22 protein-coding genes are annotated in these 23521 nt (G+C 42.0%); 15 read left to right on the top strand and 7 right to left on the bottom strand.

Translation table 11 applies throughout. The features are described 5' to 3' along the window. Positions 1–3: 3 nt before the first annotated feature. The 5 genes from CDG76_RS05700 (at position 4) to purT (ending at position 6374) form a co-directional block, all read left to right on the top strand. Entirely contained in the window at positions 4–1389 is a 1386-nt protein-coding gene (locus CDG76_RS05700; protein ID WP_223265142.1) for a protein kinase domain-containing protein, read from the top strand. Positions 1390–1740: 351 nt separating this feature from the next. Beyond that, positions 1741–2691, top strand: a complete 951-nt coding sequence (locus tag CDG76_RS05695) for an ABC transporter ATP-binding protein (RefSeq protein WP_094348117.1) — start codon at positions 1741–1743, stop codon at positions 2689–2691. A 47-nt stretch (positions 2692–2738) separates the two neighbouring features. Next, positions 2739–4514, top strand: a complete 1776-nt coding sequence (locus CDG76_RS05690) for an ABC transporter permease subunit (RefSeq protein WP_094348116.1) — start codon at positions 2739–2741, stop codon at positions 4512–4514. A 148-nt stretch (positions 4515–4662) separates the two neighbouring features. Further along, a complete protein-coding gene (locus CDG76_RS05685; protein WP_094348115.1) occupies positions 4663–5145 on the top strand; it encodes a pentapeptide repeat-containing protein in 483 nt (160 codons plus the stop codon). Positions 5146–5210: 65 nt separating this feature from the next. After that, positions 5211–6374 carry a formate-dependent phosphoribosylglycinamide formyltransferase gene (gene purT / locus CDG76_RS05680; RefSeq protein WP_190240772.1) on the top strand — a complete coding sequence of 388 codons (1164 nt, stop codon included), beginning with the start codon at positions 5211–5213 and terminating at the stop codon, positions 6372–6374. 106 nt (positions 6375–6480) lie between these two features. Here purT and CDG76_RS05675 read toward each other — a convergent pair whose 3' ends face one another. Both CDG76_RS05675 and CDG76_RS05670 read right to left on the bottom strand, forming a co-directional pair. Then, positions 6481–8139 carry an IS1182 family transposase gene (locus tag CDG76_RS05675; RefSeq protein ID WP_094348113.1) on the bottom strand — a complete coding sequence of 553 codons (1659 nt, stop codon included), beginning with the start codon at positions 8137–8139 and terminating at the stop codon, positions 6481–6483. Between the two features lie 289 nt (positions 8140–8428). Continuing rightward, a complete protein-coding gene (locus CDG76_RS05670) occupies positions 8429–9790 on the bottom strand; it encodes a serine hydrolase (protein WP_094348112.1) in 1362 nt (453 codons plus the stop codon). Positions 9791–10355: 565 nt separating this feature from the next. Between CDG76_RS05670 and CDG76_RS05665 the strand changes: the two genes are divergently transcribed. Then, positions 10356–10988: a DUF1003 domain-containing protein gene (locus tag CDG76_RS05665; protein WP_094348111.1), complete on the top strand. Its 633-nt coding sequence runs from the start codon at positions 10356–10358 to the stop codon at positions 10986–10988. Between the two features lie 305 nt (positions 10989–11293). Here CDG76_RS05665 and crtH read toward each other — a convergent pair whose 3' ends face one another. Continuing rightward, positions 11294–12784 carry a carotenoid isomerase gene (gene crtH / locus CDG76_RS05660; protein WP_094348110.1) on the bottom strand — a complete coding sequence of 497 codons (1491 nt, stop codon included), beginning with the start codon at positions 12782–12784 and terminating at the stop codon, positions 11294–11296. Between the two features lie 426 nt (positions 12785–13210). Between crtH and upp the strand changes: the two genes are divergently transcribed. The 3 genes from upp to CDG76_RS05645 all read left to right on the top strand — a co-directional run bounded on the left by upp (position 13211) and on the right by CDG76_RS05645 (position 14694). Then, a complete protein-coding gene (upp, locus tag CDG76_RS05655) occupies positions 13211–13861 on the top strand; it encodes a uracil phosphoribosyltransferase (RefSeq protein ID WP_094348109.1) in 651 nt (216 codons plus the stop codon). Between the two features lie 75 nt (positions 13862–13936). Beyond that, entirely contained in the window at positions 13937–14290 is a 354-nt protein-coding gene (locus tag CDG76_RS05650) for a hypothetical protein (protein WP_094348734.1), read from the top strand. A gap of 125 nt (positions 14291–14415) precedes the next feature. Beyond that, positions 14416–14694 carry a YggT family protein gene (locus CDG76_RS05645; protein ID WP_069070457.1) on the top strand — a complete coding sequence of 93 codons (279 nt, stop codon included), beginning with the start codon at positions 14416–14418 and terminating at the stop codon, positions 14692–14694. Between the two features lie 169 nt (positions 14695–14863). Here CDG76_RS05645 and CDG76_RS05640 read toward each other — a convergent pair whose 3' ends face one another. Continuing rightward, entirely contained in the window at positions 14864–15295 is a 432-nt protein-coding gene (locus CDG76_RS05640; protein ID WP_094348108.1) for a biotin carboxylase, read from the bottom strand. A gap of 87 nt (positions 15296–15382) precedes the next feature. Then, a complete protein-coding gene (locus CDG76_RS05635) occupies positions 15383–15970 on the bottom strand; it encodes a Uma2 family endonuclease (protein WP_094348107.1) in 588 nt (195 codons plus the stop codon). Positions 15971–16186: 216 nt separating this feature from the next. Here CDG76_RS05635 and CDG76_RS05630 point away from each other — a divergent pair, with 216 nt between their 5' ends. The 3 genes from CDG76_RS05630 (at position 16187) to CDG76_RS35845 (ending at position 17407) form a co-directional block, all read left to right on the top strand. Next, positions 16187–16822 carry a hypothetical protein gene (locus tag CDG76_RS05630; protein ID WP_094348106.1) on the top strand — a complete coding sequence of 212 codons (636 nt, stop codon included), beginning with the start codon at positions 16187–16189 and terminating at the stop codon, positions 16820–16822. Continuing rightward, positions 16783–17037 (top strand): hypothetical protein, encoded by a 255-nt coding sequence (locus tag CDG76_RS38150; protein WP_223265140.1) that lies wholly within the window; start codon positions 16783–16785, stop codon positions 17035–17037. Before CDG76_RS05630 ends, CDG76_RS38150 begins: the two co-directional genes overlap by 40 nt. Positions 17038–17107: 70 nt before the next feature. After that, positions 17108–17407 (top strand): hypothetical protein, encoded by a 300-nt coding sequence (locus CDG76_RS35845; protein WP_143854029.1) that lies wholly within the window; start codon positions 17108–17110, stop codon positions 17405–17407. On the opposite strand, the gene CDG76_RS05620 is transcribed toward CDG76_RS35845, so the two are convergent. Continuing rightward, positions 17321–17731: a universal stress protein gene (locus CDG76_RS05620; protein ID WP_094348733.1), complete on the bottom strand. Its 411-nt coding sequence runs from the start codon at positions 17729–17731 to the stop codon at positions 17321–17323. The genes CDG76_RS35845 and CDG76_RS05620 overlap by 87 nt on opposite strands. A gap of 89 nt (positions 17732–17820) precedes the next feature. Here CDG76_RS05620 and CDG76_RS05615 point away from each other — a divergent pair, with 89 nt between their 5' ends. The 3 genes from CDG76_RS05615 (at position 17821) to CDG76_RS05605 (ending at position 20962) form a co-directional block, all read left to right on the top strand. Beyond that, the gene (locus CDG76_RS05615; protein ID WP_094348104.1) at positions 17821–19023 is read left to right on the top strand and encodes a phosphoglycerate kinase; all 1203 of its coding nucleotides are present in this window, start codon (positions 17821–17823) and stop codon (positions 19021–19023) included. A gap of 139 nt (positions 19024–19162) precedes the next feature. Continuing rightward, the gene (locus CDG76_RS05610; RefSeq protein ID WP_094348103.1) at positions 19163–19780 is read left to right on the top strand and encodes an NUDIX hydrolase; all 618 of its coding nucleotides are present in this window, start codon (positions 19163–19165) and stop codon (positions 19778–19780) included. 303 nt (positions 19781–20083) lie between these two features. Beyond that, positions 20084–20962 carry a TauD/TfdA dioxygenase family protein gene (locus CDG76_RS05605; RefSeq protein ID WP_094348102.1) on the top strand — a complete coding sequence of 293 codons (879 nt, stop codon included), beginning with the start codon at positions 20084–20086 and terminating at the stop codon, positions 20960–20962. A 300-nt stretch (positions 20963–21262) separates the two neighbouring features. On the opposite strand, the gene CDG76_RS05600 is transcribed toward CDG76_RS05605, so the two are convergent. Next, positions 21263–23443 carry a serine/threonine-protein kinase gene (locus CDG76_RS05600; RefSeq protein ID WP_094348101.1) on the bottom strand — a complete coding sequence of 727 codons (2181 nt, stop codon included), beginning with the start codon at positions 23441–23443 and terminating at the stop codon, positions 21263–21265. Positions 23444–23521: the final 78 nt, after the last annotated feature.

The following is a 23521-nucleotide window of genomic DNA, read 5'->3' as shown; positions in this document are numbered from 1 at the left end:
ACAATGCCCCCAAAAATCACCCTCACAATTACCGAAGGCAAATTACCAGGAAGGCAATATACTTTCGACTCTCGCACAACCTGTATTATCGGTAGGTCAGAAGATTGCAATCCCCAACTACCAGATGATGAAGACCATCGTACCATTTCCCGCTATCACTGTTTATTAGATATCAATCCTCCAGCTATTCGTATACGCGACTTTGGTAGTAAAAATGGTACATACGTTAATGATAAAAAAATCGGGCAACGCGAAGCACATCAAACACCAGAAGAAGGTGCAAAAGTTAAATTTTCTGAATATGATTTACAAGACAACGATGAAATTAAACTGAGTCATACAGTATTTGTAGTTAGTATTGAAACTGACTTGAGTTCACAAGGTACTTTTAACTTATCGCCTGCAAATCCTAATATAAATTATCAAAATCAATACCCAATAGCACAAGCAGTACAAGCACCAAATTCACCAAATTTATTAGAATATATCAAACGCTTATTAGGTTTAGCCGCAGGTGGCGATAAAAAATTACTTGCAATCCGCGATTTTAATATTATTAAATTACTAGGGAAAGGCGGCTTTGGAGAAGTTTATTTAGCACAGCACAATCAAACAGGTAATTTTGTAGCTTTAAAAGTAATGTTACCTGCGGTTGCAACTTATGATTGGGCGATACAAATGTTTATGCGGGAGACGGAAAACACTAAAGTATTACGACATCCAAATATTGTGAAATTACTCGATTATGGCTACTCTGAAAATATTTTCTTTTTCACAATAGAATATTGCGAAGCTGGTACTGTTGCTGATTTAATGGAAAAACAAGGAGGAAGATTATCGATAGATATTGCAGTACCAATTATTCTTCAAGTTTTAAAGGGTTTAAAATACGCTCACAATGCTGAAATACCTAATGTTAAGCTACGTAAAGGTGGATTTGCCAAAGGTGTGGGTTTAGTTCACCGCGACTTAAAACCAAGTAATATTTTCTTGGGTTACGTTCAGGGTAAAATCACAGCAAAAATAGGCGATTATGGTTTAGCAAAAGCATTTGACTTAGCAGGTTTAAGCGGTCAAACATTAACAGGAAATAAAGCAGGTACTCCGGTTTTAATGTGTCGTCAGCAACTGCTTGATTATAAATATGCCAAGCCAGAAGTAGATGTATGGGCTGCGGCTGCGTGTTTTTATTATATGCTTACTGGAACTTTTCCGCGTAATTTCACTACTGGCGACCCATTTTTAGCAGTGTTGCAAAATGACCCCGTACCCATTCGCCAGCGTGATGCAAATATACCCAAACAACTTGCAGAGGTGATTGATTTAGCTTTGATAGAAAAGCCGGAATTTATTTTCAGAGTGCAGCAGAGTTTAAACAGGCTTTGTTGAACCTATTTTAATCGTATCCCTCTATGCATTAATCACATCTTTCTTAATAAAAGAGATAAAAGCCACAAAGGAGACACAGCATAAAGTTTGAAAATTAAGGGCGATCAGGTAATGGAATTAATAGCGTCATTCCACCACTATCGGAAATAACTTGATTGTGAGGCAAGCTTTCATTTACAAATATTTCCTAAATAGCAAAATACGAATTAAAAAGTATATAGGGTATATACTTCACCTACTTTTTTATATCGCTATTTTTCTGAAAGCTAGTTTCAATTTTGGAAACCATCCTGACAAAAGCTGTAAAAAAAGTTAGGTTAGCGGTTAATCACAAGCCGCACCCTAGCAGCGATGGTAAAAGAATTAACAATTTGCACCCGTGGACTCACTAAGCAATTTGACCGGCACGTTGCTGTCAATGATGTTGATTTAGAAATCCAGACCGGGGAAGTATATGGACTGATTGGGCCGAATGGCGCGGGTAAAACAACTCTCATCCGTATGTTGGCGACTGCTGAGGAAGCAACTACGGGTGAGATTTATATTAATGGCGATCGCCTCATCCGTGACAACAGTAACCTCAAACTTAAGCGTCATCTTGGCTATTTACCCGATGACTACCCACTATATGAAGATTTGACAGTCTGGGATTACTTAGATTACTTTGCGCGTTTATATCGTTTGCGAGAACCGCGCCGCACTAAACGCTTACATGAAGTTTTAGAACTTATTCAACTTGGTAATAAACGCAATAGTCAGATTTCTACTCTGTCGAGGGGAATGAAACAGCGTTTAAGTTTAGCGCGAACGATTATCCACGAACCAATTTTACTATTACTCGATGAGCCTGTTTCTGGGCTTGATCCTATTGCGAGGATGCACTTTCGCGAAATTATTAAGGCTTTGCAAGAAGCTGGAATGACTGTCATCATTTCCTCCCACGTTCTCAGTGATTTAGCGGAAATTTGTACTTCTGTAGGAATTATGGAACTTGGCTTCTTGGTAGAAAGTACTTCCCTACAGCAACTTTATCAACGTCTAGCCCATCAGCAAATTGAGTTATCAACTCTAGGGAACTTAGACACACTTTTGAACGAACTTAAACATCATCCTTTAGTAGAAGAATGGGAGGTTATATCAGGAAAAAACAGTGTGCGGGTGAATTTTTCCGGCAAAGATGAAGATAGTGCCGAGTTATTGCGATCGCTTATCAAAGCGGGCATTCCTCTAACTGATTTTCACTGCACGCAAGAAGACTTAGAAAGTATTTTCTTAAAATTAGGTCACAAACAAGCATCTTGATTCATCAATAAATATCACTCACTATTTTTGGAGAAATTTTTCATACTATGCTCAATTTAATAGACAAAATCGGCGATTGGAATCCGCAATTATTCCGCGAACTTAAAGGACAATTTAAATTTGTTAATGTAGCGATCGCATCTGTGACATCTTTACTATTGCAACTGGTAGTTACTTTATATCATTTAAGTAATTCTCCTGATAATAAATACTCCCTAACTGGTACATACTGTCGTTTACGTCAAATATATGAACCGCAGCAAACACAGCTTTTCAAAGAATCAAATCAATCTAAAATTGATGAATTAAATGATTTCTTCTCAAAAAACTTTTGTCCTCAAAATCAAATTGATTGGCAGTTGTGGTGGCGAGAACATTGGGAATATATATTCCTAACATTTAGTGTAATTTTTCTATTTACACTACTAGTTGCAGGAACTTATTTGCTAATCAATGATTTCGCTAAAGAAGAAACTCGCGGCACACTAAACTTTATCCGTCTTAGTCCCCAATCAGAAACAAGTATATTGACTGGCAAGTTGCTAGGAGTTCCGAGTTTAATTTATCTCATGATTTTAGTAGCAGTTCCTTTACATTTATGGGCTGGGCTTTCTGCCAAAATTGCTTTTAGTTACATTTTGGGTTACTACGCAATTCTTGCTGGTAGTTGTATTTTCTTCTACAGTGCTGCACTACTACTTAGCTTATTTAGTCGTTCATTTAGTGGTTCTCAGCCTTTGTTAGGTTTATTAGTTAGTGGTGTAATTTTTATGTTTTTGTTCATAACGATGTTACTTGCATCGTCTTATAACAATAGTTTAAATAATTCAACTGCTTGGTTTAGACTTTTTAATCCTTGGGATACAACTAATTATCTATTTCCTAGATTATTTAATCTAGAAAATGGCTCTAATATTAAACAATTGCAGTTTTTCTATTTACCATTAGGGAGAAATATTATTAGTGTTGTTGGCTTTCATTTGTTAAACTTGGGATTATGCAGTTACGGAATTTTGCAAATTCTTAAACGTTGCTTCCGTAACCCTCAAGCCTCAATAATTAGCAAAAAGCAAAGTTATTTATTAGTAACCTTTTGCCAGCTGATGATCTGGGGTTTTACTCTACAAATTGGTGAAAATAGTTATACATTAGATCAACAAGTTGGGGGAAATTACATTTTGCTAGCATTGTACAACTTGGTGTTGATTTTAAGTTTAATTGCAGTTCTTTCTCCTCACCGTCAAGATGTACAAGATTGGGCAAGATATCGACATCAAGGAGTTTCTAGCCAGAAGAGTATTTGGCAGGATTTAATTTGGGCTGAAAAAAGCCCTGCACTCGTGGCGATCGCAATTAATCTTACAATTGTTAATATCCCTTGGTTAATCTGGATTTCATTTACATCTATTTTTGATACCAACAATGGCCAAACTTGGCTAGGTAACGATGTTGACAGGTTTAAAGTACTTTTAGCTATAGCTTTGTCTATCAGCGTAATCATGATTTACGCTACCATCGCCCAATTGATACTTTTGCTGAAAACTCCCAAACGTTCTTTCTGGGCAATTCGGATTATAGGTGCAGCAGTGTTCCTACCACCGATAATTTTAGAATTTATCGGCATCACATCACAGGTGTCTACTGTGATGTCTACTGTATGGCTGTTTTCAACTTTTCCTTGGGCTGGTATCCAAGGCTCTGGAACGACAACAGTTTTTATGGCATTCCTCGCTGAGTTAACTTTTCTAGGATGGTTAAACTTGCAGTTGACAAGGCAAGTGAGATTAGCAGGCGAATCTGCTACGAAAGCATTATTAGCATAACATTAGCTAGGTAGTTATCAATAAACTTAGAACCTCAATTTCTCAAATAAATTGGGGTTTTTATTTTTTATGAATGGTTTAAGACTGCTATATTATCTATTATTTGTTATTTTTTTATTGACACAAGTATCACAGCAATCTGAAAATCATGTTAAATATCTCTACTCAAGACCTACGCTACACAGCCATCCATTTTTTAGAACAAAGTCCCCCACAACGCCTACAAATTCTTAAGCAACTGGGCATCGCTCGTTATGAGTTTTTAACTAAAATTCAACTAAATGAAGCTAATATCATCTGTATAATACGATTTTTAAAATATCCCAGTCAGCTAAAGTTTCCTAATCTTATGGGAGCAGATTTATCTGGTTTAATTTTAGATGGTGTCAACTTCATACGAGGAAATTTGTCAGAAGCAAATCTCCAAGGTAGTAGTTTAGTAAATGCAGACCTTTTATTTGTAAATTTTACGAAAGCCAACTTGATAAATGCAGATTTACGAGGTGCAACTTTGAACGAGACTATTTGGTTAGAAGCTCTAGTAGATAAGTGTCAGCTTGGCGTAGGTATTGGTTTAAATCATCTACAACGTCAAGATTTAGAACTACGCAAAGCTATATTTAATTCTTGATAAGTTAGTAATGAAAACACAAAAAATTATAAGATGATTGAATTGATATTGACCTGGATAAGTTAATGAGTATTAAGTTGCCCCAAAAATTGATGTTGCTGGGTTCAGGAGAACTGGGCAAAGAATTTGCGATCGCTGCTCAACGTCTTGGTAATTATGTGATTGCTGTTGACCGCTACGCCAATGCTCCGGCGATGCAGGTTGCTGATGCTTATGAAGTTATTTCTATGCTCAGTGCTGATGATTTAGAAGCTGTAGTGGCAAAACATCAGCCAGATATTATTATACCAGAAATTGAAGCAATTAGAACAGAAAAGCTGCTCGAATTTGAACAGCGAGGGATTACAGTTATACCGACTGCGGCTGCTACGAACTATACAATGAACCGCGATAGAATTCGGGAACTGGCACATCAAGAATTGGGCATCAGAACAGCTAAATATGGTTATGCAACAACTCTAGAAGAATTGATTGCAGTTTCGGATAAAATTGGCTTTCCCAATGTTGTTAAACCTGTGATGTCATCATCAGGGAAAGGTCAATCTGTAGTGCAGGATAAGAGTGAAGTTGAGAAAGCTTGGAATTATGCGATCGCTAATTCTAGAGGAGACAGTCAAAAGGTCATCGTCGAAGAATTTATTAACTTTGAAATTGAGATAACTTTACTGACCATTAAACAGTGGAATGCACCGACAATTTTCTGCTCTCCCATTGGTCATCGCCAAGAACGAGGAGATTATCAAGAATCGTGGCAACCCGCAGAAATTTCTGAAGATAAAATATCAAAATCCCAAGAGATAGCTATAAAAGTCACTGATGCTTTAGGAGGAGCCGGAATTTTCGGCGTTGAGTTTTTCATTACCAAAGATGAAGTGATTTTTTCCGAACTTTCTCCCAGACCTCACGATACGGGAATGGTGACATTAATCTCACAAAATCTCAATGAATTTGAACTACATCTACGAGCTATTTTAGATTTGCCAATTCCTCATATAGAACAGCTAGGAGCCTCAGCCAGTGCGGTAATTTTAGCATCAGAAAAATCTGATTCTATTGCTTTTAATGGTGTAGCCGATGCTTTGTCAGAAAAGGATGTAGATATTAAATTATTTGGTAAACCTAATGCTCATCCATATCGGCGAATGGGCGTAGCTTTGGCGAAGGGTATTAATGTTCAAGAGGCTAGGGAAAAGGCTACTAAAGCCGCAAGTAAAATCACAATTATCTAATTACCGTATGGGCGCACAGTTAGCTGTGCATTGGGCGAATGGANATGAGACTGTTGGCGAATTAAAAGAGGGTGAAACCAAACATCCCATAAAAATGGCAAAGGGATTATGATGAAGCAGAGGTAAAAAGAGCAGCAAAACGAGAGACACGGGTCTTGCCAATAGGAACATTAGACCACCAAGCCCACATCCGGGAGAGATTAATGGCGGCAGCAGTGGCGATATGTTGAAGATGGGTTTTGGCAAGACCAATGTAACGAGTGCGGCGCAATTGATATGCACGAGTTCCAAGAGATAGGGAGCTTTCAACACCAGCACGTTTAGAATAAAGTTGTTTAAACTGTTGGGTGTTTTGTCTAGCTCTAGCGGAGGTAAGAGCCTCATAAAGAGGTTGAGGCTTGAGGGTAAGAACACGGGACAACTTCGGTGAGTGAGTACATTGAGAGCGGACGGGACAAGCAGCACAATCACTCTTGTGAAAACGTACTTGAATCACAGGATTGTTATAGTTATCCGTGCGGAAATGCCAAGATTGGCTGGTGCAACCTTGTGGGCAAATAGCACGGCGATTGTGCCAATCGATAGTAAAACTTGAAGCGTCAAAACCAAGTTGGGCTTGGGCTTGCCAACTGGAATCAGGAGGTACTCTGCCAACGATGTCAATTCCTAACTCAGTCTGACTCGTTAACAAGTGTTGGGCATCAACATAACCAGTATCAACGATGTGTTCATTTGGCAAGAGGTTTTTATCAGCCAAAGCTTGATGAATAATCTGAGTCATCTCCACATCGCCAGTGGTTGCAGGCGTGGTTTCAACATTGGTAATTAGATGCGGTGCATCGTCATCACAAGTTTCTGTCAGATGCAGGGTATAACCCGTCCAATTCATTTCTCTTTTTGTGCGGTTACGCGCTTCAATATCATACGGAGACTGGATGAGCTGTTTGTTAGGTGGTAAGTTGTCGGCTTCTCGCCAATAGACTTGCCCCTGTTGTAGTTCATATTGCTGTATCCACACACAGCGTAAAGTTTCTACCGCTTTGAGATGCCGTAACCATTCTGGGTTTGATGGGTCATACAAGGCTGCCAATAAATGATGACCATCACAGCCAATGGTCAATGCCAAGCTTTGTTGTTCTGTTTTTGACTTTGGTAAGCGGTATTGTTCAAATCTGGTTGCATAACGCGAATACCAATCTTCATTGACTATTCTTAATAACCATTCATCAGCAACCGTTGCTAACTGATTTAAGGCATGGCGTAAGGTTTCTCCAACACACTCTAGGCGGTTTAGTTGCCGGATTCCTGCTAGTACATGAGTTGAGTCGGTTCTGGCTTTTCCCCTAGCTTTGAGCCAACCTTTGTTTTGAAAATGTACCAGCATCAGATTTAACAATTCCCTTTCTCGCCCGCAAGCAATTAATCGACTGCGAAATTCACTTAATACTGAGTAATCAAAACCGCTATCAGTAATTTCTAGTCCCAATGCGTATTTCCAATCAATCCTGCTCCTGACTGCATCTGCTGCTTGTCTGTCTGTTAACCCTTCGCCAAATTGCATCACACTTACCAATGCCAATTGTCCTGGCGATATGCCGCTTTGTCCACAGTCTGCCCGAAACAGTGTTAGAAAGTCATTATCAAGGTACAACACCCCCAATTCATCCCGCATTTTCATATACACGTTTCCTTTGGGAAAGCATTTTCGTGCTACTTGCGCTGTCGTTTCTGGAATCGATGACCAGTCTCGCGGATGAAGAGTCATATTTGATTATTTATGCCACTTTTGTCACACAATCATTTTGATCACTGTTTACTGCCTTGTTTTATGAGGGGTAAGACCCCTCACTTGTTCGCCAACAGTCTCATGGAATTCGCGGCTATACAGGCAAAGTCCGCGGAGGCGGACTAACACAAAATTAAGGTTTTTTAACCCACGGAGGCGGTCACTGAGCTTGTCGTACCCCTCCGGGGAAGCAAGCTACGCGCAGCGTCTCGTAGAGAAGTGTGGGTTTTGTTTGTGTAGACGCGGTTTCTAACCGCCAATTACGCTGCTATCTCGTAACACTGTTAGGCGAATTAACCGCAGCAACTGGATTTGGCTGATTCAGATAATCGTAAACTAATCGGGAAACTTGACGGATAAAGTCTCTCCCTCTTGTGTCCTTATAAGGACGAGTGACAAAGATAGCCGCCAGGTAATGCTTACCATTAGGCATAGTTACAAACCCCGCGTCGCCAATGAGAAAACCTATATCTCCGGTTTTGTTGGCGATAACTGCACCTTTCCCCAAACCGGCGGGAAGCAGTGTGTGAATTGTGGTGTGACGCAGAATATCTAAGGCTTGCTCCCGACTTTGTGGCGAAACTAACTTGTTATTCACAACTAAAGCCAGCACCCGCGCCATATCTTGAGAACTTGTGGTGTTGGTTCCTCTCAAGTCAGCTAAAAGATGGCGAATTACTGTGTCTTTCAGTCCCCAACTACGGAAGCGCTGATTTAGTTTCGCCGCTCCACCTAAGCGATCGATAATCATGTTGGTGGCGGTATTATCACTAATGGTAATCATCTTAGTGATGGTTTCCAAAGCTGTGTACTTCTTCCCAACTCGCTCATATTGCATACTTCCAGAACCATTAGTAACTAAGTCACGCCGCATGGTTAGGTTTTCCTGAAGGGTGACTTTACCAGCATCTAAATTCTGGAAAAAGGCGATGAGTATTGGTAGTTTGATTGTACTAGCAGCAGGGAAAACGCGATCGCCTCCAATATCCAAATAATCCCCAGTATCCAAATCCAGAAAAAACATTCCTGTTTTCAGAAAGCTGTAGCGACTCATCAAGGCTTTAATTTGAGGTTCCAGCGATTTCATCGGTGAATGCATTGGAACCACACCAGCAAAGAGAGTGCTATTATCATTAACTCTTGGAGAAATACTCGGAGTTATCTCTAAATATTGCGGCTGGTTTGCAGTCAATCGTATTGGCTTGGGTAACTGCACAGACCAATGATTGGGGGATTCCTCTTGCAGTTGCACCTGTGCTAAATCAAAGGTGTAACCAGGCGCTAAAGTAACTACCATACGGGTAGTCTCTGCATTAAACTGCTCGATGCGAATGTCTTTAATTACTAACCCCACTCTTTGACTAGTCTGTGGATATCCTAGTGTAACTCCAGACAAATCAATTACCAGACGAGTCGGGTTGTTAAGTAATTGTACTTTCGGTTGAACATTCTCATCTGTGGTGAAGTCCAGATGATTGCGATTGCTATCAAAATGCCAATTTGCGATGGCTACGCCCGCCGCAGGCATCGCACCATTAGCTTTAACAGTGGAGCCAAACAGGAGCAAGCTTAAGAAACTGGGTAGAAGCCAGCTAAATTTTACAATGTTTTCTTTGTGTGTGAGTAGCATCAGCGATCGCTTTGTGTGTGAGGAAGACATTTGAACGAACAAAAGCCGCCCACCATTAAAGCACAATTATGAAAAGTTTTGTAAATTCCAGTGAAAAGGCACGGTAAAGAACCAACCGAATCGATTTTGAGCGTGGCGTAATCTATTGCATCCACGCACGAATGCGTTTGCGTATCGCGGCTGATGACTGTTTCTCCGGCGTGAGCCACGATGCCACAATTGTGTCACTGAAGGCTTTTATTGCGAAATCTACAGTAGATATTCGATAGGAATACCACATAAACATGAGTGTTATCCTGACATAACATTGACATCAGAATGACATATCTAAAAAGTATATAATCAACTATAGTTTTAACAAATCACTATATCTCAATACAATATTGAAACAAGAAATTTGATGCTATGATTCTGTTTCAATATCTCTGCTTGATTCAACAGCAATAGCAATCTGCCAGAATCTGTCTATAGGTACTTTCATATATTTTTCTACCTAAAAGTATACATATATAGGTAAAACTTGAGTTATTGATTTAGAGAAATCAGTAGTACAAGAAAACTGTTCATGGTCTCCCAAGATAAACCAAATCCAAAAGATTCACCGCAAGTATCAGCTCCAGCACCTTGCCAAACCATTTTGCCCACAGCCCCATTGCCGGAAGCGATTAGTCAAAATATCGAGACTATTATTGCCCTGCACAGACGTTATGAGAAAGACATACCTCAACATCAACGGTTTGTAGAAACAGTAACAGCCTTTTTTGATCGTCCGGCATTCCTGTATAGTATCCTGTTAGGAATTATTCTGTGGGTAACACCCAATGTTTTACCACGACGTTTCGGCATATCAAGATTCGATCCACCGCCATTTTATTGGCTACAGTTTTCACTGACCGCAGGTTCCCTGTTAGTCACAACAGGGGTGTTGATCAAACAAGAGCGTCAGGAAAAATTAGCAGAGCAACGGGCGCAACTTAGCCTTCAGCTTAACCTGCTCTCTGAGCAGAAAATCGCAAAACTTATCGCTTTAATTGAAGAATTACGCCAAGATATTCCCAATGTCAAGAATCGCTCTGATCCGCAGGCCCAAATAATGAAGGAAGCTGTTGATCCGCAAGCGATTCTAGATGCGTTAGAAGAGACTTTAGCATCAGAGTTAGCTAATTTTCAGAGCCAAAAAATACCAGATCAGGAGTAAAAAAGCTTACTATTGTGTTAAAAAAAGCACTAAAATTAGTAACTTTTTGATTGTATTTGCTACCCATCTCAATACGGTTTGGATAAGCTGGGGAGGTGGCTTGGAGGCACTTAAAGTGAAGAGATTAAATTTAAATACTCTTGCTTCCCCAGCACTTTCCTCTATCTCCGCTCAAAGAACTCGCTTTAACAGATAACTTTCTTAACTGAACCCTATTGAGAGTTACTCAGATTGTTGGAGTAGCTACCAGTTTCACTAGTAACGCTATCCGCTTACTAAGTTTTTAGCGTAGGCTGTATCTGTAATTAAAATCCTAAATCTACGGCAATACGGTGGGCGCAAGCAAACCCAGAAAAAGCGACTGCATTCAAACCTTGACCCGGAAAGGTACTATCCCCTACACAATAAAGTCCTGAAATAGCTGTGCGATTAAAAGGCATATTCAATAACCCCCACAACTTACGCCGGGGAATTGGCCCATAAGTGCCATCTTCGCGACCCAAAAAACGGCGATGGGTGCGCGGTGTCCCCACTTCTAAATAATCCAATCCGGCATCTAAACCGGGAAAAAGCTTCTCTAGGCGGTCAATAATTCGCCAAGCTGCCTCTTCTTTCTTCGCTTCGTACTCACTCACAGAAAGTTCTTGCCAATCATCAATCCAGTGAGGCGTGAAGGCATGAATGATGTGATATCCATTTGGTGCTAAATCTGGGTCAAGCAATGTGGGAATCGAAACAAACACTGTGCCTTCTGCCACTGTCATCTTTTCCCAGTCTTCCAGCAAAATATGGTGACACTCTGTCCCCGCAGGTAAAACTGACTCCTTTACTCCGATGTGCAAACTCAAGAAGCTTGGAGATTTTTGATAGTTTTGTTGCCACTTTTTCTCATTATCTGGCATTGCTTCTACTGGTAGTAATTGTGTAAATGTGTCCCAGCGTGTAGCATTAGAAACTATGCGTTTACCCCGATATACTTTACCATTAGCCAGTTGTACACCTACCGCTTTTCCCTGTTCTGTAAGAATTTTCGTGACTCTAGCTTGGTACTGAATCTGACCTCCAGCCTTCTCTAAACCTTCCACTAGTTTTTGGGCAATTTGTCCGACTCCGCCTTTGGGATAGTTAACTCCGCCATAATGCCTGTCAGAAAAGACCATTCCAGCATTAATCATTGGTGTCATGTCTGATGGAACCACCGACCAGCAATAACATTCCATATCGATAAATTTCAATAATTGCGGGTCTTTGATGTAACGCCGCGCCACATCCCCGGCATTTTGGGGCAGATACTTGGCTAAACCGAGACACGCCAAAGGATGCTGGAAAAATACGCGTAGTAAATACCGAGGTTCTTCCAGTGACAGCAAATCCATGCTGTTGAGGCATTTGAAGACTTTTTGACATTCGTCATAAAAGCGACGAATCCCTTGTTCTTCATGGCGAAAATGAGCAATAAGATTTTGCAAAAATTTTTCATAAACCCGATCAACCTTCAGGTCTAAACCTTGCGGTAGATGATAGTGAATCTGCACCGGATCTGCGATCGCTTCTTGGCTGACATTTACACTTGATAATGCACGGGTGAGTAAGTTAGTAGTACCGTTTTGTCCCAGTCCAAAAATCATTGACGCACCAACATCAAATCGATAGCCTTGGCGTTCAAAATAACCAGCGCTACCACCTGGAATCAAATAACGTTCCAGTACCAGTACTTTCGCTCCCTTCGCCGCTAACTGGGTCGCTGTTACTAACCCGCCAATCCCAGATCCAATTACGATTGCGTCATTTGTCATTTGTCATTTGTCCTTTGTACTGAGCGTATCGCTAAAGCGAAAGCTCCACTAACGCGTAGCGTCTGTCTGCGACACGCTGCGCGAACGTAGAGAAGTAAGTATTTGTCCTTTGTCTAGAGTCAATCAATATTTAATTTAACTAATGACCAATGACCAATGACAAATGACTAATGACTAATGACTAATGACCAATCAAAAAAAAAGAGGGACGAGCCTGCTACTGCTGGCTAATCCCGTCTGCCGATCCTTAAAAGAGAGGAGAACACTTTATAAGAATATAGCCTTGATTGAGAATTAATGTCAACTACTAATGAAAAATTTTATCAATAAAATTGAGATTGTCAATTTTAAGCTGTCAGCCGGATGCAGGAAAGAGTATTATGGTGTTTCAGTTCTTATACAATAAAAAGGCGCCTATTTCTGGCTATGACGCTACAATTGCGCGTTTATGTTCCACCCCATCCCCTGATCAAGCACTGGCTAGCAGTTGCCCGTGATGCAGGCACGCCTTCAGTATTGTTCCGCAGTGCCATGACTGAGTTGGGAAGATGGCTGACTTATGAAGCTGCACGAGACTGGTTGCCGACTCAAGAAACAGCAGTACAGAGTCCCTTAGATACCTGTCCAGCAACGGTGATCGATCCGCAAGTACCTATGGCAGTAGTGCCGATTCTGCGGGCTGGGCTAGGATTACTAGAGGGAGCGCAGACTTTACTGCCTTTAGCATCGATTTACCACTTTGGCTTGGCGCGAGACGAAGAGACACTGCAACCTCATTGTTATCTGAACAAGTTACCAGAAAAATTTGACCCCGAAACACGAGTGTTAGTTACCGATCCAATGTTGGCAACCGGAGGCTCAATTATGGCAGCAATGGCAGAATTGACACAACGGGGTGCTGACCCAGCTCTGACGCGGATTGTTTGTGTAGTAGCAGCTCCACCAGCTTTACAAAAATTGAGTGAAGCTTATCCAGGTTTAATAATTTACACCGCTACTATTGACGAAAAATTGGACAGCAGGGGGTATATTGTACCGGGATTGGGAGATGCAGGCGATCGCATCTTTGGGACTTAAGCTAGTATGCAGCTAGGGCAGGAAAATAGCATAAGTACTGTAAAAGTTGCAAGGTTTGTTGAAGGCGGTAAAGATATGAGTCAGCGAGATGGTTTTGGCAGTGGTTTTGTAGCAGGGGCGTTTGTTGGTGGCGTATTTGGCGGTGTTATCGGAGCGCTGATTGCTTCTCGACGCGATCCAGAATTGCTAATAGAAGAGGAGACAGAACTGACAGATAGCCAAGTCGAAGCTAAGAAAATAGCAGCAAAGCGGCGTCAGATGAAAGCCTCAGAAAGCGAAAGCATCGGCATAGAAACGGCCAGGCGATCGCTAGAAGATAAAATTGCCCAGCTAAATGCCACAATTGATGAAGTGCGAAAGCAACTGGGAAATGTTAATGGCGGTTCACCCCAAGCAACCAATGACCGCTCCCTCACTAAAGACTCCTGAAGTTTGTTCAGGCGTGGTGAAAGTGTCAAGTGTGGTAAACGTGAAATCCGCAAACACCATGACATGGACTAAATTAAAATTAAAATAAGACCGCGTTTGACACCTAGTAGGAAACAAAGCTATCCATGAGTTTACTGATTACGACACTAGTTACCTTTGTCACCTTTTATAGCTATTTGCTAATTATCCGGGTTTTGTTAACTTGGTTCCCGACAATCAACTGGTATAACCAGCCATTTGCCGCTTTAGCCCAGATAACCGATCCTTATCTGAATCTATTCCGCTCAATTATTCCCCCATTGGGTGGTATGGATTTTTCGCCGATCTTAGCTTTCTTAGCACTCAACTTAGCTGGAGAGTTTCTGAGAACCCTAACTCGTCTGCCATTCGTACAGGGATTTTGATTACTACCCTAATAAAAACTTTTGTAGAGACGCCAAGTGTAAAAGCGTCTCTACAATTTTTATTGCGTCTAAATTATATAGTTGTATATTCTAATACCCCACAGCAAGCGAAGAAGGGAGATAAAGCACAGCTTTGGCAGAGTGAGATTTTATTTTACCAAACATCATATTACTTACGCACTTGACCGCTAAACCCGGCAGCCTTGAACTGTTTTAGCTTCAACGGAGTAGGCTGATTCGCAGGTACAGAAATTCTCAATTCAAAATCGCTAATACCTGGTGGTAACTCGGTAATAGAGCCTAAGCGAGTGCGGTTTTGCATCACCGAGTCATTATTGGCATCATAAATGCGTCCAAAAATATCTGCGTCGTAGACTGTTTTATTAGTGCCATTTTCTGCCTTGCCAATGACAAGAAAACAATTGGCAGCCGCGCTACCACTACTGATAACAGCCCCTTGTGCTAGTTCTGGTGGACAATCTTTATAGGAGACATCAAATAGTTTAATCTGTGTCAGGGCTACAGCTGGGGGAATAATCACCCACGATAGAAAGGTGATGAGGCAGGAAATAAAAACGACCGTGAGTGAACGCAACCGCATAAAAGACCCCGTGATTTAATTGAATCATTATTAACTGATAAACTCAGCTTACAACATACACCTACTCTCTATTCTCTACTTCCCTGATTAATTCGCCACTGCAAATACCTGCTCCACTATCAATTCCCAATCAGGTACTATATCTGATGCAATGGTCGCCGTACCCTTCAAGACCGTATCTTCATATTGTCCCTCGACCCACTTGCAAACGGTGATTTGTTTTAACTCAGGATCGACAATCCAGTATTCAGTAATGCCTCTGGCTGCGTATTCCGTGCGCTTGTAACGGTAATCGCGGCTGCGATTCTCAGTTCCGGGGCTGACGACTTCAACCACCAGCGCAGGCGGGGGCATATCGCGGGTAATTAGATTGCGAGGACTGCCAATCAAAGCCGCTTTCGACTCTTCCGTATGCAACACCAGATCGGGTAGGCGACAGGTGGCTCGCCGCCCACTAACTTCAACTTCAATGTCCTTGTAAGCCAGCAAGGTAATAGGAAAACGCTTTGCCAACTCGAATAATAGAAATTTGGCAATATCACAATTTTCCTGACTCTCAGTTGGCATTTCTACTAGCTCTCCATCCACTAATTCATAACGGGTATCAGTGCGATCGTCATAAGCCAGAAATTCCTCAAAAGTCAGGAGTTTTGTGGGATGCTGAGTTTGAGTCATGGCAATTTTCCTAACTAGGTGATAAATAGGTCAACACTAGAAAATACCAAACCAATACCAAGAACTCAGGAGACAGAATCAAGTTTTTCTCCTGACTTCCTTGAATATTAGACATCTTAAATTTAATTATGTCTATATTTAACTACAGGGTGATTGGAGACTTGAATTTAACATTTGTAATAATTAAGAGAATAACCCCTCAATTGCTATGAACTTATGACTCCAGATGAGATTGAAGTAGCTATGTTCGCAGCCTTTAATGATTGTGATGCAGCAAGCTGTCCTCTCACTGACACGCAGAAACAGATATTACTGCAAGTGGTTGAGCAAATTCAGGGAAATTCTACCTCTGGGAAGTCAAATATTGCTAATCCTTTAGACGAACTTACCCCAGAGGAGTTAGAAGCATTTTTACAATTTGTTAAGGATGAAGAACAACGCAACCGTACTTGGAAAGTGCAATTACTCAACGACTGGTTGCTAGAAAATGACTCTGGAACGGTACAATTTATTCGCCAACGCTATGGTTTGCAGTGGTTGAATCGGGTTGAGTCATATCATTTTGATAAGTATTCTTATTTTGAGGATGCACTGAAGTTAAGAGTAGGCGATCGCATTGAAGTTTCCAATGCACTATGGGAATGGGTGCAAGAAGATGGGCCTTGTAAGCGGGAATGGTTTCCCTGTATGGTGATTAAGGTCGAGGAAATTAGCGATGTCTACGACGGGCGTAGATGCAGCAATGATTCCTCTACTAATTGCGTCGTCCGCTTCTTCAATGGCGCTGAGTATGAAATTCAAGGAATGTATGAATGGAATCGCTACAACTGGCGCTGGCCTCAAAAGGAGTAAGGAGTGCTGAGTTTTTAATACTTGTGAATGCTGGGAATCAAATCATTGCCTCCGTCTTTGGTGTTGCTCGTGAAAAACTGGAAAACCGATGGCGCGAACGCGGTGGTTTCCAAAGATACAGCCATCATGTCCAAGAAGTTGCGAAAAAGTTCGATCGCATCATGGGTAACAATTGCGATGGCTACGCCGACCAAAGGTACGCGGTATCCTATTGATTTAATTGTGGAATATTCTGTCAACTAAAATCCAGAAAGTGTATCCTTGTATTGGTAAAAACAAACGTCTATGCAAGTTACATTTGACTTACCTGATGAAGTTGTCAATCAGCTTCAACCCTTTGCAGACAAACTACCTCAAATCCTAGAGTTGGGGTTACGAGAATTGAATGCGATCGCCCTCATTCTATTTGCAATAGCAGAGATGGCATTGTTTATGGCGATCGCTCGGCTAGAAAAGAACCGGGCGATCGCACTACAAGTAGTATTGAGCAACACACTGCTAAGGCACAATCAACACTGGGCAAGGGGAAAGGTTAATCACGCGAGTGGTAACGCTATCATCCGCTCCCTCTTCAGTCAAACCTAGCCCCCGACAGCCCATGATAATTAAATCTGCCCCAATTTCATCAGCAACATCGCAGATCGTAAAAGCTGGTTTGCCTCGCCTTTCTAGGGTTTCAGATTGAATTCCTTGCCCAGAAAATAAAGATTGGGCATTTTCCAGCAGTTTCGCAACTACCTCTGGCGACACCATCGGATCGTCGGCACTAGGCGCGTCTGGAGGTGGTTCTTCTACCACAGACAGCAGTATCAAGCGACTGCTGTACTTTTTGACTACGTTGGTAACAACATCAGCAGCTTCCCGCGTTTCTCGGCTTTGATCGATAGGAAATAATACCGTCTTAAATATATCTGTCACTTGGGTACCCCTGACTCCGGTAAAATCTTGATGGTTCTACTTTCAAAACAATAACAAAAAGGCAATCAGGAGAGTTTGGTGTGTCCAAAAAAAGTTTAGCAAGTTTATCTTCGGCTGATATCTCTGGGAAACGTGCCTTAGTGCGGGTTGACTTTAATGTGCCTGTGGACGATCAAGGCAACATTACTGACGATACTCGCATTCGCGCCGCTCTACCAACCATCCAAGATTTGACGCAGAAGGGAGCTAAGGTTATTCTCGCCAGCCATTTTGGCCGTCCCAAGGGTGTGGATGACAAATTACGCCTAACTCCCGTTGCCAAGCGTCTGTCTGAGTTACTGGGGCAAGAAGTCATTAAAACTGATGATTCTATTGGTGATGAAGTTGCAGCTAAAGTTGGCGCCCTGCAAAATGGCCAAGTGCTGTTACTCGAAAATGTCCGTTTTTATAAAGAAGAAGAGAAAAACGACCCAGAATTTGCCAAAAAATTGGCAGCTAATGCTGATTTTTATGTAAATGATGCTTTTGGTACTGCACACCGCGCCCATGCTTCTACTGAAGGTGTGACTAAATTCCTCAGTCCTTCTGTGGCTGGATATTTGGTTGAGAAGGAATTGCAATATCTGCAAAATGCTATTGAAAATCCCCAACGTCCTTTAGCAGCAATTATTGGCGGTTCCAAAGTTTCTAGCAAAATTGGCGTAATTGAAACACTGCTGGAGAAGTGCGACAAGCTAATCATCGGTGGTGGGATGATTTTCACCTTCTACAAAGCCCGTGGTTTGAATGTTGGTAAGTCTTTGGTGGAAGAAGACAAGCTGGAACTAGCGAAGTCTTTGGAAGCTAAGGCTAAAGAACGGGGCGTTGCTTTATTGCTGCCCACAGATGTGGTATTAGCAGATAACTTTTCCCCTGATGCCAATTCTCAAACCGTTAGCATTGAAAATATCCCCGATGGTTGGATGGGTTTGGATATTGGGCCAGACTCGGTGAAATTTTTCCAAGAAGCCCTTGCAGATACCAAAACGGTAATTTGGAACGGGCCAATGGGTGTGTTTGAATTTGATAAGTTTGCAGCAGGTACGGAAGCGATCGCTCATACCCTGGCCGAAATCGGTAAAACTGGCACAACTACCATTATCGGCGGTGGCGACTCAGTAGCGGCTGTGGAAAAGGTTGGTTTAGCCGATCAAATGAGCCACATTTCCACTGGCGGCGGCGCTAGCTTGGAGTTACTTGAAGGCAAGGTATTGCCTGGAATTGCAGCTTTAGATGATGCGTAAGTAGGGACTGGGGACTGGGGACTGGGGACTGAAGAAGGGAATAGGGTACAGGTTATAGGGTACAGATTATTCCCTATCACCTATCACCTGTCACCTTTCCCCAATACCTAAGATCCAATCCCCGACATAAGAAAAATATATGCAACTTAAATGGCTGGAATGGGCGCAAAATTTACAAGCGATCGCTCAAAATGGGTTGACTTATTCTGAGGGTGTTTACGATATAGAACGTTACAAACAATTACGAGCGATCGCCACGGAAATCATGGCGAGTTATTCAAATGTAGAACACACTTATGTCCTCGATTTATTTAGCCGTGAAGTCGGATATGCAACTCCTAAAGTTGATGTGCGAGGAGCAATTTTTCGTGACGATACTATATTGTTAGTCAAGGAACGAGTAGACGGCTGCTGGACTTTACCTGGTGGATGGGCTGATATTGGCGAGTCGCCCAGTGAGGCAGTTGTGAAAGAAATATATGAAGAATCTGGATATCAAGCACGCGCTATCAAACTCCTAGCAGTCTATGACAGAAACAAACAGGGACATCCACCATTACCGTTTTATGTCTACAAGCTGTTTTTTCACTGTGAACTTATTGGTGGTTCTCCATCATCAAGTATTGAAACTGAAGAAGTAGGTTTTTTCCCTGAAGGTGCGTTACCAGAACTTTCTCTCGGACGTGTGACACCAGCACAAATAAATCGACTTTTTCAACATTATCGCCAACCAAATTTACCGACAGACTTTGATTAGTACTGTTTTATGACTCTCACGAGATCAAAATTAGAAACCTTTGTTGTAATAAGTTTTTATAAATCTATGCGTAGGTTGGGTTTAGGAACAAAACCCAACACCAATAATCCTTGCTTTTGTTGGGTTTTACTGTTGTTCAAGAAAGTCGCTACAAATATTTTATTTTTTCAGAGTAAAAAAACGTTATTAGCCCCTTCAATATTTAATATATTTGGCCAACTTTTTTAGGTAAGATACTACTACACAAATTTCCTATCTACACTAATTAACTATATAGTTTGCTTCCAAAATAAATGCATAGCAATGACTCAAATTACTCAACAACAAACAATCCAGCATCACTCAAGACTCGGAATTGAAGTCCTACACGGTTGCAATCTCAACGACCTCACAAATCTAGAGTCGCATGAATTAAAAGAATCACTGTGGAAACATGGCGTTGTGGTCGTCAGAAAGCAACAGATGACTGCACAACAATTAAAAGAATTTGCCAAGCAGACTTTTGGTGATTTTATGTTTGGCGGTCCTCCGAAAACATTAGATCCTGATATTAGTCCAGACTTACAAAGCCAAAATGTCTATATATTGGGCAATCCTAAAGGGCCGGTTGCCGATGCAGTCGGGAAATATGCATGGCAATGGCATCATGATAAAGATGGTCTCCCCCGTGCAGAGGGACTGGATATGAACGCACTATATGTTGTGATGCTTTATGGGATACAAGTGCCGGAAGGTGTAGATGGGCAACCTCACACTACCGAGTTCCTTGATATGGTAGAAGCGTACAATAACCTAGATCCTCAACATCAGCAGCAGTTAGAGCAGATGTCGATGTATCACTCGCCACCAATGTTTTCTAAAAAACCCAATGTAGATACTGATATACCGAAGAAACTGCATCCCATTGTGTCCACTCACAAAGTTACTGGTAAAAAGGGATTATATTTAGGTTCGGACACTGCGATCGCAGTTGGTATGGAAGATCGACCAGAGGAAGCAAAACGTTTCTGGGAAGATTTGTTTGCGACTGTTCTAGACTGTACGCCAGTCTATTCCCATGTTTGGCAGCCAGGAGATATTATTTTTTGGGACAACTCACAGGTGATGCACAGAGGTAGACCCTACGATCCAACGAAGCACCAGCGAATTGCGTTGCGTTTAGGTGTAGTGCAGACAGATTGAAAGATACTACTACAATAGCTTCTTGGCATTATGGGGTAAGGGGTAAAGGTATGGAATTTTCCCAAACCCAGTAATATCAAGTCCGGGTAATTAGTTATGATTCCCACAGTCATTGCACCCCACCCCCAGCCCCTCCCCGCCTGCGGGGAACTCGGGGCCCCCTCTGGGGATTAGGGGCAGGGAGACGAAGCGTAGCTTTGGCGAGGTGGGGTTCTTGGGGTTTAGTAAGTAATCAAGGGGACATGGTATAACCTTTCGCCAACATTTTTAATTTTTAATTTTTAATTCCGCCTTGCGGTACTAGGGCGTTGTCTCAGGAGTTGGTATTGGTGTAGGTTCCGGTTCAGGTGTGGAGGTTTCTGTAGGCGTGGGTGTTGGTATTGGCGTAGGTGTCGGGGTTGGCGTGGGAGTTGGTATCGGCGTGGATGTTTCCGTGGGCGTGGGTGTTGGTGATGGGGGAACTGTGGGATTTTCGGCTGTAATAGTGAGTTGATAATCTACTGGTTTCGTTGCTGTGGAAACTACAACAAACTCATAAAATCCATTTTCTGATAATTTAGTTGACAAACTACGTTTGGTAGAATCTTCTAAAAATCGAATTTTGCCAGAGGGTGAATAGACTGATAACAAGACTTGAGAATTTGCTTCTAGCTTCAAGTCTAGAGATTGGTCTTTGGCAAGTCCAGCAATGAATACTTTACCACCACCAGGTTGGAGAGTACTGCTAACTGTTTTGCCAGTAGCCCCAGGATCGAAGACAAGTTTCTGGAAAGCGCTACCGTCAAGGATTGCACTGAGTCGATCGCTAACAAATCCGTACCAAACTTGTCCAATGGGCTGACCTTGGAAACTTTTACCCCGCTGTTCAGGAAATACACGTAAGAATGCAGTATCTCCCAAGTCATACAAAGAACGACTACCAACGTTGATTTTGTTGACTTCTACTTTCCAGCGATCGCGTTCAGCAGTTGTGTAAGTTCCCAACTTTTGGCGTGCATTATTACTCAGTGGTGCAAGCTTTTCTAGTAATTCTGAAGCTGTTTGATCCCACTCTGCGCGCAAACTCTCATCTTCAGTCCCATTGCTGAGAGTACGTCCCCGTAAACTGGGATTTCTGTCCCAAAAAACTTGATTCACCAAGTTCACGTAAAAGTTAGAGTCAATACCCAACTGTTGACGGCGATCGCTTAATCTTTCTTTGCGTTCTCGTTCTGCTGGCGAATATTGCGCTAAAGGATCGGTTGGTTGTTCGCTAGTTGGAATAGGGCTGGCTGTAGGATTAGGATCGACTTGCCCGACATCTCGTCTGCCATTCAATCCCCACCAAATTAATCCCACACTACCAGCGACTAGCGCCGCCACCAGGAAGGTTTTTGTTGGTGTCCACCAGGAGGAAGAGGGGGAAGATGAGGGATATGAGGGATATGGAGGGGTTGGGGAAGGTGGGGGAGGTGGGGAGACGGCGACGGTGGCGGATGTGGGTTGTGATGGAGTGGGATATTGAGTTGGCGGATAGTTCGCTGGAGGTGAGTTGAGGGCTTGGAGTACTTGACGGGCTGATTGATAGCGATCGCTTGGTCTAGCAGATAGCATTTTATCTAATACCTGTGCCAAATCTTGACTCAGATTAACTTCCCGTCGCCATTGCCAACTGAGAGTATAGGTATCAATTAATTCTTGGGGTTGTTTGCCCGTCAGTAAAACCAATATTGTTGCCGCCAAAGCATACAAGTCGCTGTGGGGAGATACTAACCCAGTTTGCATTTGTTCTGGGGGCGCAAATCCTATTTTGCCTAATAAGGTTGGTGCTGGCGGAGGTGCAGCCATACCGGGTTGGTAATATTCGGAAGCCACAGTTGCTACTACTTGTTTGACACCGCCAAAATCAATTAAAACTGGCAGTTTGTCAACAGTCCGAAGCATTAAATTATCTGGAGAGATATCTCTATGAATTACTCCTAGTGAGTGAATGTATTCCAACACTGGCAAAATTTGCTGGAACAATTGGCGTATTTCTACTTCTGTAAAGCGCAAACCCTGGTGTATCCGGGTATTTAATAAAGAATTGTAAGTTTCCCCTTCTACATAATCTTGCACCAAAAACAGATATTCTTTGCCCCCTAAATTTAGCCGCAGCAGTTCTCGGAAGCGGGGAATTTGGGGATGTTGCAGTTTATAAAGAACACTTGCTTCTCTCTCAAAGAGTTCTTCAGCTTTTTGGACAACGTAAGCGGTTTGAACTTGGGGGGAAAATTCTTTTAAAACACAAAGTTCGCGGAAACGGTTGACATCTTCAGCTAAATAAGTGCGTCCGAAACCACCTTGGCCAATTTGACGCACAATCACATAGCGATCGCCTAAAGTCAGTCCCGGTTGGATACCATAACTCATGGGCGTATCCAACAAATTTTCGCCACACTGGAGACAAAAGCGACTACCTGGGGAATTTTCATGTCCTTTAGAACAATATATTTTTGTCATTTGTCATTTGTCATTTGTCATTTGTCATTTGTCATTTGTCATTTGTCATTTATTACTCTTCCCCAGTCCCCAGTCCCC

Source organism: Nostoc sp. 'Peltigera membranacea cyanobiont' 210A (assembly GCF_002246015.1).
In the GTDB taxonomy this organism is placed as follows: Bacteria; Cyanobacteriota; Cyanobacteriia; order Cyanobacteriales; family Nostocaceae; genus Nostoc.
Note: the sequence above shows the minus strand (reverse complement) of the source record. Positions and strands in the feature narration are given on the sequence as shown.